Source organism: Thermogemmatispora sp. (assembly GCF_019683755.1).
Lineage (GTDB): Bacteria > Chloroflexota > Ktedonobacteria > Ktedonobacterales > Ktedonobacteraceae > Thermogemmatispora.
In genome coordinates, this window is sequence record NZ_JADGHT010000137.1 from 1 (window position 1) to 11,531 (window position 11,531).

Sequence of the window (11,531 nt, forward strand, 5' to 3'; positions counted from 1 at the left end):
CAGGGGAAGAGAGGAAGAACAGGGGGAAGAAGCCCCCAGAGCCGCCCCTACCTGGTACCCCCGTTTGGGCCTGTACAACGCTGTCACGGGCACCTTGCCGGATCGGCCCCTCTCCCGCCCCGGAACTGCCACGTCGGGATTCTGTGTCTGCAGCATTGGCATCGAGATGCGTCTATCATACCGTTTCCGGGAGCCTCTGACAAGCCTCTTTCTAGCCCCTTTTTGGCCCCCCGAGGCGCTATCTCTGTTGCTGAGAGCCTAAGAACCTGCCTCAGCCGAGTTCTCCCCAGGCTCAGCGGCGCTCAGGAGCGTGACGCTATTGGTGATCAAGGCCGCAGGGCGTAACATGGCGCTGACAGGGCAATATTTGCTCTCGCTGAGTTCAATAGCGCGTTCAATCACCTCCTGTTCGAGAGCAATGCCTGCAATACGGTGTTCCAGATGAAAGGCAGTAAAGACACGTGGATGGTGCTCTGTCCGCTCACTTTGGACAACGACCTCATAAGCAGTAATTCGCAGACGTTTTTTGCGTAGAATGGAAAGAACTGTGATGCCCATGCAAGCGGCCAGAGCCACAGGCAGCAGCTCCATCGGGCGCAGCTCTCCTGCTTCTCTCCCCTGCTCGGCAGCCGCCGCCAGCTGCAACAAGCTTCCTCTGCTCGTTTCCGCAAGAAAAGTCATATCCTCCTGTAGGCGCAGTCGCGCCGCCAAAGCCAATGCCATTGTGCTCCCTCCGCAGTCTGCTCACCTTTTGTCCATCTGGCTGGCCCCTGCCAGGCTGTGCCGTCCGGTCCCCCTAGTCGGGGTGGAGCAAGCACGCCGGTTCGTTGCCTAGCCTACTTGTCTTGATTGTAGCATGCTCAGCCATAGGGTCTGCTCTCTTGAGGACCGAGGCGCCTTCTGCCTAGTCTGAGCAGCCGGAGGCCATTGAGGCGATCACTGTCTTATAGATGACTGCTACCTGTTCTGGCTGTGACAGCATCCTTTCCTTTATACTGAGGCAGAAGCACCTGGGTCGGGCTGGCAGTTTCGCGTCGGTCATAACTGCTGGCCTGCCAGCCCGGCTCACGACTGGCCTCACTGTGCAAGGAGAAGCGGAATGAGGAGTATTGGACGCTCGCGCTTCCTATTGATCGGCCTGACGGTAGCAGTGATCTGTGCGCTGGCAGCCGGCCTGCTGAGCCGGGCTCGCGTCAGTTATGCCGCCTCGTATTGTCAGGTCACCTATACCATTACCAGCCAGTGGCCTGGTGGCTTCGGAGCCAACATCGTGATTCAGAATACCAGTGGCTCCGCCTGGAGCAGCTGGACACTGACCTTTACCTTCCCAGCTAGTGGGCAGAGCGTCACTCAGGGCTGGAATGGCGTTTTCAGTCAATCGGGACAAAATGTGACTGTCACTAATGCGAGCTGGAACGGTACCGTTCCGGCCAACGGCACCGTCAATCCGGGTTTCAATGGGACCTGGACCACGAGCAACCCGGTGCCGACCAACTTCGCGGTGAATGGTAACGCTTGCAACAGTGGCGGCAGCGCTACGGCTACGCCGGGCAGCACACCGACGCCAACGCCAAGCGCCGCGCCTCCCTCTCCGACGCCTACGCCTACCCCGGCCCTGACGCCGACGGCCACCGCTAGTGCGACCTCAACACCCACACCAGGGATTCCCGTGGTTGCCAGCACTACCTTGCCGCTGGACGGCGTCCATACGGGTAACGCTACCTGGTTCTCCGGTGTGGGAGGCCCTTATGGCGGCTGTGGCGTCCCCGAGGGCTATACTGACTCTCCCTACTACGTGGCTCTGAATGTGCAAAATACGCCGGGCGACTACAGTACCTATCTGTCGCGTCCCATCTCAGCCCAATACGCCAACTTGATCGGCGCCTTTGACAATGGTCTGAATTGCGGGCGCTGGGTGCGTGTGACCATCGGAGCCTACTGTACTGGTATTAACGACGGGGCTCCTAACCAGCCTTTCTGCCGCAATGGGACCTGGGTCAATGACCAGTATACCGGCGCTACTCTCGATCTGGTGGTGGCCGATAGCTGCCAGGACGGTAATGCCTGGTGTCGCGACGATCCCTATCACCTGGATATTGTCCAGCGCGCGCTGAACCAGTTCCAGATCAATGGCCAGCCGGTGGGCAATATGTATCCCAACGCCTGGAACAATCGCCAGATTAGCTGGCAGTTCATTCCAGCGCCGAACTATACAGGCGATATTCGCATCGCCTTCCTGCAGGGCGCAAATCCTTACTGGTCAGCCATCTCGATCACCCATCTGCCCAATGGCATCCACGGGGTCGACTACTATCAAAATGGTACCTGGGTCCATGCTCAGATGGATGCCGATATGGGCAATGACTATGTGATTCTGCCTACCACCCCAGGCGGCAATCAGTACGCGATCCGCGTCTACGATGTCAATAACCAGTTGATCAACAATGGCCGCATCTACTACTTTAGCTACCCCAGTAGCTGCGGCTCATCCTGTCCGAACGCCTACACACCTGTGACCTATACAACGAGCTAGCCATCTCGCTCGGCCTTGCTCCGCTAGCAGGCCAGTGGCTTGCTGTTCGCAGCTAGCTTCCCCACTTCGCCCTTTGGGGCGAAGTGGGGAAGCTCTTATTTCCCTCCCCCTTGACAGCCAGCCATCCTTACCGTATACTTACTCCAAAGTTGATTTTCTTGATCCATTAAGTCAATTTTGGAGGATCAGGTGAGCACATCTGCGACGGTGAACGGTGTCGATACCGCGGCCATCGCGGCCTTGCGCACAAAGCTGCAGGAGGAGCCGGCGGCTGGTGACACGCTCTGGAAGGCCGAAGTAACCTGGCGAGGCGGCTTTTTGAATGAGATTCGTATCCGCGATCTCCCTCCTAGCTATGCGGATGAGCCCAAGGCGCTCGGAGGCAGCGATACCGCTCCTAATCCAGTGGAGCAGCTGCTTGGTGCGTTAGGAAGCTGCCTGGCCATCGGCTACACAGCTAACGCTGCTCTGCGTGGTATTCAGATTGAAGAGCTACGCGTTGAGCTAGAAGGCCATATCGATCTGCCCGTATTTCTTGGTTTGCGAGAGGGGCATGCCGGCTACTCTGGCATCGATGTGCGCGTGCACTTGAAAGCTGATGCTCCACAGGAGGTACTTGAGGAGCTTCATCAGCACGTCCTACGTACTTCGCCCGTGGGACAAACGATCGAGAAGGCTATTCCCCTACACGCCACGCTTCTCTCCGATTGAGTCTCTGTGCCCTGCTCTCTCGACACGCTCAGTGGTTCTCAAAGCCTTGCTCATCCATCAGGGTGCGCAAGGCTTTGAGCATTTCCAAAGCTGCCGCTCTGGCTGCGGCGCGCTTGGTTCTGCGCTCAGCGCTCGTGTGGACCAGGTGCCCGGAGCAAAGGGTGACGAGACAGGTAGCGGTGAATACGGGTTCTTGTGGGAGACCACCCTGTGTATAGGCATACTCGACACGCTCAATGCGCCGGCGCTGAAGCAATTCATTCAGCAGGCGCATGGCCGAATGTTCGGTAAGCCCCAGTAGGGCTTGACGCTGCTCAGGCGCCAGAGGGAGGCGCAGCAGGAGGTTGCGAGCGGCCTCTTGCTCCGCACGTACCCGACTTGAACCCTGGCCGCTTGCCCGATAGCCCTCCCCGGCGATGGTCAGTTCACATTCTGCGATGAAATGGGGGGCATGGGCCGGACCACTGCGGGCAAGCAGGCGATAGCACGGTGCGCCCCAGCGCTGCTGATGGGCCAACTCCTGCAGCGTTCCCTTATAGTTGCTGATCTCTTCGGCCACTGGCCCTGGCCTCTCTTTCCTGGTCGGCTGCTCCTGCTCCCCTTCCTCACGCTCCTTCTCCTGAGATCCCCTGGCTACGGTGTTCGGGCAGGGTGGGCCAGCGGCGGCCTGGAGCAGGGGCGTCAGCTCCTCTTCCAGCCCAAGACCGCTTATTCTGACGACCAGATCGGCGCAGGCAAGCTGACGCGCCCGATCCTTGCGCTGGGCACGATAGGTCGCTGAGCGGTAACACTGGCCAGCCAGGCACAGACTGGCACAGGCGGTAAACGAGGGGGGTTCTCCTTTCCCAGAGCTGGTCTTCTCTTCGTAGAGAGGGGCCTCCCAGCCCAGTATCTGCTGTCCCATTGCCAGCAGGCTCATCGCATGCTGCGGCTGACGACATAGGGAAGAGAGGGCAGCCCGTCTGATCCGCTCCCAGGCCTGGTCAGCAGTGGGGAAGCGAAAGAGGAGGGTGAAAAGGTCGTGCGGGCCAAGGGCGTCAGCCTGCAAGCGGGCGAGAATCTCCTCCTCAATGACTGGCGGCAGGAGCTGCGATTGGGCCGCGATACGTATGAGGCTATGAAAGCGGCGTGCGTCCATTCCCGCAAGGGGGCGGGGACTTGCTCCCTGTTGGGCAAGTGCTTCCTCAACTTGTCGCTGGAGCTGCTGCTCGTACAGGGAAAGGAAGTAGGCCGGTTTCTCTTCCTTGAGGCTCCGCTCAACTTCGTTGAGATGGCTGGCGATCTTCTCCAGCTCCTCGCGCCCAGGGATCGACGGGGCCTCCGCCGGTTGGACTAGGGAGAGAAGAATCCGTTGATTGACCAGGTCAGCATAGCGCCGGAGCGGCGAGGTCAGATGCAGGTAAGCCGGTAGCTGGAGACCGAAGTGCCCGCGCAGCGTTGGCGCATAGGTGGCACGTTCGACAACGAGCTGAATAGTCGCGCTGACTTGCTCCGGTCGTACCTGATCGGGCCGCAGTAAGGCTGTCTCTAACAGCTCTCGTAAGACCTCTCCTGCGGGGGCGATCGGTTTGGAACAATGATTGCGATAGAGAGCTGGTAGACCACGCTGGGCCAGGAGCTGAGCAAAGATCTGGTTGGCCAGAATCATGCACTCTTGGATCAGAAGATAAGAGCGATGTCGTTGCTCGCTCCTGAGCGGAAGGAGAAAGCCCTCTTCGCTGGTGGCCCAGCCACGATGCAGATCATAGAGAGCAAGCGAGCCACGCGCTCGCCGCAGCTGGAAGAGTTGCTCAGCAAGACGATATAAGGCCCGTAACATGCTTCCAAGAGGGCCTTCCGGCTCGCTCAGCAAAGCATCTGCCTCCGCGTAGGAGAGGCGCTTGACGCTTGTGCAGCAGGTGAGCGTAAGATGCGGCTCGCCAGGCTGCCACTCAGCGTCAAACGGCAGGGTCAGGGTCAGGGCGGGACGCGCTTGCCCCTCGAGCAGGCTTAGATGGTCCTCGCTCAGGAGTCGCGGCAGCAGTGGCGCAGTATGGTTGGCATAATAGCGCGTAAAGGCCCGCTGCTGTGCTTCGCGTTCCAGCGCTGGGGTAAGCTGCGGGGTGACTACAGAGGCCACGTCGGCGATACTGATTTGGAGGAGCGCGCCACCCGCGGGCAGCGGTTCTAACCAGAGGGCATCGTCAAGATCGCGCGAGGCCGGGCCGTCAATGGTGATCCCCTTTACCTGCGGTCGCCCCTTCAACAGAGCGGTCAGCCTGCCAATGGCTTCCCTGGCTTCAGCCCGGGCTGCTTCCGAAAAGCGCTTGCTGCTTCTCTCTCTCTCAGCTGCGTCAGTTGCCATCCTACTTCCTCACATTCGACGTTACTTGGCAGCAGAAGATGCGATGAACATATTGTATTATATCACTAATCAAGATCCATAGACAGAGCCAAAGGCTGTATATAGGGATACGGCCTATCTTGCAGCATATCCACGGCACTTTCTCCAAAGACACCCATTTCTGGCTTGTCGCCAACCCGGTGAGCGTGGTATCATGTCCGCTGAGGTGGAACCTCACTGGTCAGTCTCGGGGATCATTTCCCTTTTGTGAGAAGACTGGCAAGCGCTATGAGGATGGAGTCAAGAGCGTGAGTCGGCCAAAGCAGCAGCCTCCGCCACAGGTGACGTTCTATACGAAAGCCGGCTGCCACCTGTGCGACGAGGCCCGCGAGATGTTGGAAGATCTTGCCAGCCAGGTAGATTTCGACCTGACTGAGATCGATATTCGCGGCAATCCTGAATTGTTCGAGCTGTATCGCTATCGTATCCCGGTCATTATCGTGAATGGGCAGATGCTGGAAGGGCGTATTGAATACCGCGATCTGGTAAGGGCTTTCCATCTGCTTTGAGTATCGCTGTTGTCCCTATCTGTTTAGTGAGAAGAGGAGGATCAGGCTCATGGCCCTTGATCAGGGAGTCTCTCCACTCCCTCAGCCGTTCGCTCACCCTACTCCTGTGCCCCAACGGTCTGCCTCCCGCTGGAACGCGCTCGCGGAAGGCTTGGGGGTCCTGTTGCTGCGTTATTGGGCTCATGGGGTAACTGCCCTGCTAGGGTGCATTGTACTGCTGGCGGTAAGCGTCCCTTTTCTGTTTTACTTTGGGCTGGATACAATAGCTCGTCCCATCTACTTTACTTTACATCTCATTTGTGCTCAGATACCTTCTCACTCCTTCTACATTTTCGGCCACCCCCTGGGGATGTGTGAGCGCAATTTTTCGATCTATGCCTCCATGTTTGTGGGTTCCCTGGCCTTCCTCCTGAGCAAACGTCGCTTGCCTGGTATCCCCTGGTGGCTGTGGGCCTTCACGCTGCTGCCGATCGCTCTGGATGGCTTCACGCAGATGTTCGGCTGGCGTGAGAGCACGCCTCTGCTGCGCGTTTTGACGGGCACGATTTTCGGACTGGGCAACGTGCTCTTTGTGCTTCCCCTGATCGAGCGCAATCTTGTCGTGCCCCCCGAGATGGCCGCCGCCCTGCAGCTCCGGCGCGCGCTGGCTTCCCAGTCCTTTGTCGCCACGCCTTCTGCTGTACCTCATCTCGCGCTGATCTCTTCTCCTGCCAGTGTTGCTGGCGCGCCGCCGAGCGAGGCGGCCAGTGCCGAAGGGGAAGCGACGGCTAGCTTGAAAGATCGGGAGATGACTCTGCAGCCAGGCGCAGCCACACAGACCAGCGCCTTGGAGGTTCCCAAGGCCATCGTACCACTAAGTCAGCGAGATAGCGAGTGAGGGAAAGCAGTCCAACGGGTTGGTCTTTCTCTCTGGCAGGCAGCAGAACAAGAGTGGGGTGGAACCCCAGAGGGCAGGACCCGGGAAACGCCCCTATCAGACTGGCGGGTGCGACACAGTGAAAGTCAGTCAAGAGTTTTCCCCTGGCCGCTTGACAGTGGAAGGCTCTCTGTTAGATACTCTCTCTGCCTGCAAAGAGCAATGCCCGACAGCGTAGCTCGCTCCCTCTGCTCGCCTGTGCCCGGAGGAAGGCCAGTTGAGCTGTCCCATCCTGGTGAGCCGACTGCTCAGCTTAACCGTATGGACCGAGCTTTGGAGAGAGTTGGGGATCGTATGAGCCTTTCAGAACGCGCACCAGCCACATTTGCTATTGCCACGTTGGGTTGCAAGGTCAATCAGGCCGATAGCGAAGCAATCAGTGAGCAAATGCATGCTGCTGGCTTCGTGCAACACGATTTCAACGAGCCGGCGGATGTCTATATTGTCAACACGTGTACGGTCACCCATCTGGGTGATCGCAGCTCGCGGGCACTGATCCACCAGGTGCATCGTCGCCATCCTCAGGCTCTCCTGGTGGTGACGGGCTGTTATGCGGAGGCCAATCCGCAGGCGCTAGCCTCTTTGCCTGGCGTTGATCTGGTGGTCGGCAACAGTGGCAAAACGTCGCTGGTGGAGGCCATTCGCCAGCGACTTCGGGAAGGGAAGCGCAGTGCGGAGGACAAGGCCATGACCGTCGTGCCCGGCTATCGGCAGCAGGGACGTGGCTCGGGACGAGCCTTGCCTATGCTGCCACTTGACAGCTACCACGTTGGCAGCGATTGCACTAGCGATGAAGACCCCGTCCCCGATAACGCTGATAGTCTCTCGTCCCTGACACTGCCCGAGAATTGGCGTCCTCCCTTCTCACGCACACGCGCCCAGATCAAGGTTCAGGATGGCTGCGACAATCGCTGCACTTACTGCATTGTTCCTTATGTGCGTGGCGGCTCACGCAGCCGTAGCATCGCCTCAGTGGTAGAGCAGGTCAGGCGTAAAGCCCGTGCGGGCTACAAGGAGGTCGTGCTGACAGGGGTTCACCTGGGCGATTACCACCCCCCCGAGAATCCTCAGCAAGACCTTGGGGACCTGTTGGCTGCTTTGCTCCGTGAGACCTCGATTGCCCGCATTCGTGTCTCTTCGCTCGAGCCGGAAGACTTTCGCCTGGAGTGGCTGGAGCTGTGGGAAAACCCGCGCCTCTGCCGTCATCTGCATTTGCCCCTGCAGAGCGGCTCGGATGCTATTCTGCGTCGCATGGGACGGCGCTATACGACGGAGCGCTATCGCACGATTATCACAACGGCTCGCCGCCTGATTCCAGATATCGCTATTAGTACTGATATCATTACGGGCTTCCCAGGTGAGAGCGAGGAGGATTTCGCTCTCACCTATGCTCTGGCCGCGGAGCTGCACTTTGCCCGCTGCCATGTTTTCCGCTTCTCGCCACGCCAGGGCACACCGGCAGCCCGCATGTCCTCACAAGTCAAAGAGGAAGTCAAGAAGGCCCGCAGTGAACGCATGCTAGCGCTGGCTTCGGAGCTGTCGCGCGAGTTTCGCAGCCGTTTCTTGGGTCAGACCGTTCAGGTGCTCTTGGAACAGCGCAAGCAAGGCTACTGGGAGGGATTGACCGATAATTACGTGCGCGTAGAGGTAGAACAACTGCCGGAGTCCGAGACGCGCAATTGGCAAAACACCTTTGTGCTGGTCCGCCTGGAGCACCTGACCGAGGATGGGGCTCGCGGAGTCTTTCTAGGGGAGGTCGCCTAGCCTCGGACGAGGGTGGAACTGATGCCCAGTATTAGCCGCATGCCTGAGTTGGAACAAGTGCGAGCCAGACGGTTGCCTTGTTGTCTGTACCCTTCCAGCCATCGTGGATGCTTCGTACTGTTACTCGCCCTGCTGCTGATCCTGACAGGCTGCGGCAGCGCTCAGTCGGCCACTGGCCAGCCGCCAGCATCGGCAAGAGCCACGGCTGTGCCAACCCTGATCAGCCGGCCAGGAACAGTGCCAGCTCTGGTGCAGGCGGCAACCATCCGCGAGTATCCGCTGACGCGCCATGCTGAGGGCGATATGCTGATGCGGCCCGTAGTCGATCAGCAGGGCCGGGTTTGGTTTGGGGTCATGGCCAGCAATCTGATCGCCATGTTTGATCCGCAGAGCGCGCGCTGGCATACCGTGGCTCCCCCTCGCGGGCGAGGTGGCTTGATGGGCATGGCGGTGGCCCAAGATGGCACGCTCTGGTTCGCCGAGCAGTATGCTAACTATATCGGCCACTATGAGCCTCGCACCGGCCGTTTCCGTCTCTACCCTTTGCCGACAGTGACCGCTCCGGACCCAGCCCACAAGGGGAAAGAGCTGACCTTGCCGGTGGCTCCTAACGAGCTGCTCTTAGATCGGCAGGGCCAGGTCTGGTTTACTGAAATGAATGCGGATGCCTTGGGGCGTCTGAATCCAGCAACAGGCGAGCTGCGTCAGTATCCTCTCGCATCCCACCATACGGTGCAGCAGCTGAACCCCTATGGGCTGGCCAGCGACGCTTACGGCCATCTCTGGTTCACAGAATCAAGCCAGAACCGGATCGGGTATCTCGATCCCCGTACGGGGCAGATTGCGACCTTTGTGACGCCCGATGCAGGGGCGATGCCGATGGAGATCGCTGTTGATCAGCAGGGCCAGGTCTGGGTCACCACCTTCGCGCATAATCTACTGCTCCGCTTCAATCCGCTGAATCATCAGTTCACTCGCTACTACGCACCAACGCCAGATGGCTCATCGGGTGGTCTCTATGGCCTCTCCCTGGAGGACGGCAGCGTCTGGGTCACCGTGGCAGCGGCCAACGCTATCGCTCGCCTGGTTCCAGAGCAGCAGCGCTTTCTCTACTACCTGGTACCTACTACGAGTAGCTTTCCTTTCGGGGTGAGCGCGATCAGTCAACGGCAAGTCTGGTTTACGGAAGCAGGAGCCAATCAGCTCGGCCTGTTGACGCTGCCCTGATTTTCTCCTCCCCTTTATTTTATTATTAAAAGGAATGGCTCACAGGCCAGGGATGAGTTCACCATTGCCTCTGGCTAGAGCGCTCGCCCTTCAGGCAGATAGGCCAGCAGGACGGATGTCCGTATGTGTGGATGGATCAAGCTTGGCCCGGGGCACCATCCTGCTGGCCGGAGATCACGGACAGAGTGAGCCAGGCGTTGACGGCCCGGCGTGGCCTGCAATCGCCCCTCTTCATTCAGTCCTCAATCCGGTTTCTGCCTGGTCCTGGTCGCAACTAGCTGCTATAGATAAAGGCGACACCAGGACCAGCGCTGTACACAACGTACTGGACTTTCCAGGGAGTGGCTCCCCAGTTCATCGTGCTGGCCAAGACACGTCCCTGGCCCAGTACCTTTTCCACCACTGCCACGTGTCCCAAGGCATAGGCCCCTTCGACCCCTGGCTGCAGCACAATAATGGCGCCTGGCACAGGATCGCGCGAAACGTGCCAGTGGAACTCGTAGGCGCGGGCTACCCACTGCCAGGCATCCGCCTGAGTGCGCCAGGGAACATAGATCCCATGAAGCTGAAAATAGCGTTGATTGGCCCACCAGGTGCATTGTCCGTAGGGGAATACATTGCCGCCAGCGCTGCCCTGATCGCTGCCTCCCGCCGGGCCTGTAATCGGCTCTGGAGTAGAGACCGGTGGCGCAGGAGGCACCGGCGTGGCAATTGGCGGAGGCGGGGGGCTTGCCTGGTTTGCCTCCGCGGAGGCATCAGGGACGGCCAGGACAGACTGAGATTGTCTCGCAATCGGAGCCGGCGTCCACTGGCTCGCTCGACGGGGCTGACGGGCCGACGCCGGTTTGTGAGCAGGCCGAGGAGCGCGCCGCGTCCGTGCTTCCCCTGGCTGCGGCTCCTTGCTGGGGAAAAGATGCTGGGATCGCTGCTGTTGCTTACCAGCTTCTACACCGGCTGGGGCAGCTCCCCAGACATGACAGGTCTGGACCGCCCCACGGGTTACGGCTGGCTTGAGATGCAAGCAGTCAACTTGAGTTTCTAGCGGTGCCTGCGCTGCGCTGGCTGTTGTTCCCGAGAGGAGCAACACCAAGGCCGCCAGCGCGCGTCTCTTTCTCAGAAACTCAGCTTGCTGCCGTTTTTGCAGGTAATGCCAGATTCGTTGGTGTACTCGCAATGTCTCGTCCCTTCGCAAGTTGCAACTATCACTAGTCAACCAGAACATGCTTACTTTGCCTGGCTGACATGACTTACCGTCGCAATTGCAGGCCGATAGTGATTCGACATCCGCGATCTGTTACGGTTTTACTATAAAAGTGCTCACCAAATTGATCAGATCAACTTTATGATGTATTTAACTGTTTACTGATGAGCCGCTTACACAACCGGATCTTCCTCGAAAATCGAGAGGGGCGAGCAGCCAAAGGAGCCAGGCCAGGCAAGAGCAGCCTGTGACGAGGTGATGAGTGTAAGGGGGGAGGAACATGGGGG

General features: G+C 59.1%; 9 protein-coding genes. 6 read left to right on the top strand and 3 right to left on the bottom strand.

Annotation, left to right across the window (positions count from 1 at the left end; genetic code table 11):
• Nucleotides 1–258: 258 nt before the first annotated feature.
• On the bottom strand, nucleotides 259–723 hold the full coding sequence (locus IRZ24_RS10625; protein ID WP_297163715.1) for an OsmC family protein: 465 nt from the start codon (nucleotides 721–723) through the stop codon (nucleotides 259–261).
• 376 nt (nucleotides 724–1,099) lie between these two features.
• On the opposite strand from IRZ24_RS10625, the gene IRZ24_RS10630 reads away from it, so the two are divergent.
• Both IRZ24_RS10630 and IRZ24_RS10635 read left to right on the top strand, forming a co-directional pair.
• Complete coding sequence (locus IRZ24_RS10630) at nucleotides 1,100–2,533, top strand: cellulose-binding domain-containing protein (RefSeq protein ID WP_297163718.1); 1,434 nt, start codon at nucleotides 1,100–1,102, stop codon at nucleotides 2,531–2,533.
• Between the two features lie 189 nt (nucleotides 2,534–2,722).
• On the top strand, nucleotides 2,723–3,244 hold the full coding sequence (locus IRZ24_RS10635; RefSeq protein WP_297163721.1) for an OsmC family protein: 522 nt from the start codon (nucleotides 2,723–2,725) through the stop codon (nucleotides 3,242–3,244).
• A 28-nt stretch (nucleotides 3,245–3,272) separates the two neighbouring features.
• Here IRZ24_RS10635 and IRZ24_RS10640 read toward each other — a convergent pair whose 3' ends face one another.
• Nucleotides 3,273–5,588: an RNB domain-containing ribonuclease gene (locus tag IRZ24_RS10640; protein ID WP_297163723.1), complete on the bottom strand. Its 2,316-nt coding sequence runs from the start codon at nucleotides 5,586–5,588 to the stop codon at nucleotides 3,273–3,275.
• Nucleotides 5,589–5,875: 287 nt separating this feature from the next.
• On the opposite strand from IRZ24_RS10640, the gene IRZ24_RS10645 reads away from it, so the two are divergent.
• From IRZ24_RS10645 to IRZ24_RS10660, 4 genes are all read left to right on the top strand, one after another.
• Nucleotides 5,876–6,136, top strand: a complete 261-nt coding sequence (locus tag IRZ24_RS10645) for a glutaredoxin family protein (RefSeq protein ID WP_297163725.1) — start codon at nucleotides 5,876–5,878, stop codon at nucleotides 6,134–6,136.
• 49 nt (nucleotides 6,137–6,185) lie between these two features.
• Entirely contained in the window at nucleotides 6,186–7,013 is an 828-nt protein-coding gene (locus tag IRZ24_RS10650; RefSeq protein WP_297163726.1) for a DUF2085 domain-containing protein, read from the top strand.
• Nucleotides 7,014–7,346: 333 nt separating this feature from the next.
• On the top strand, nucleotides 7,347–8,816 hold the full coding sequence (gene mtaB / locus IRZ24_RS10655) for a tRNA (N(6)-L-threonylcarbamoyladenosine(37)-C(2))-methylthiotransferase MtaB (RefSeq protein ID WP_297163728.1): 1,470 nt from the start codon (nucleotides 7,347–7,349) through the stop codon (nucleotides 8,814–8,816).
• Nucleotides 8,817–9,023: 207 nt separating this feature from the next.
• Nucleotides 9,024–10,043: an SMP-30/gluconolactonase/LRE family protein gene (locus IRZ24_RS10660; RefSeq protein WP_297163730.1), complete on the top strand. Its 1,020-nt coding sequence runs from the start codon at nucleotides 9,024–9,026 to the stop codon at nucleotides 10,041–10,043.
• 274 nt (nucleotides 10,044–10,317) lie between these two features.
• On the opposite strand, the gene IRZ24_RS10665 is transcribed toward IRZ24_RS10660, so the two are convergent.
• A complete protein-coding gene (locus IRZ24_RS10665; RefSeq protein WP_297163732.1) occupies nucleotides 10,318–11,217 on the bottom strand; it encodes a CHAP domain-containing protein in 900 nt (299 codons plus the stop codon).
• Between the last annotated feature and the right edge of the window lie 314 nt (nucleotides 11,218–11,531).

Bases quoted from the DNA above. Each gene is read 5' to 3' on its own strand.
- IRZ24_RS10625 (WP_297163715.1), bottom strand. From the start codon at position 723: ATGGCATTGGCTTTGGCGGCGCGACTGCGCCTACAGGAGGATATGACT.
- IRZ24_RS10630 (WP_297163718.1), top strand. From the start codon at position 1,100: ATGAGGAGTATTGGACGCTCGCGCTTCCTATTGATCGGCCTGACGGTA.
- IRZ24_RS10640 (WP_297163723.1), bottom strand. From the start codon at position 5,588: ATGGCAACTGACGCAGCTGAGAGAGAGAGAAGCAGCAAGCGCTTTTCG.
- IRZ24_RS10650 (WP_297163726.1), top strand. From the start codon at position 6,186: ATGGCCCTTGATCAGGGAGTCTCTCCACTCCCTCAGCCGTTCGCTCAC.
- mtaB (WP_297163728.1), top strand. From the start codon at position 7,347: ATGAGCCTTTCAGAACGCGCACCAGCCACATTTGCTATTGCCACGTTG.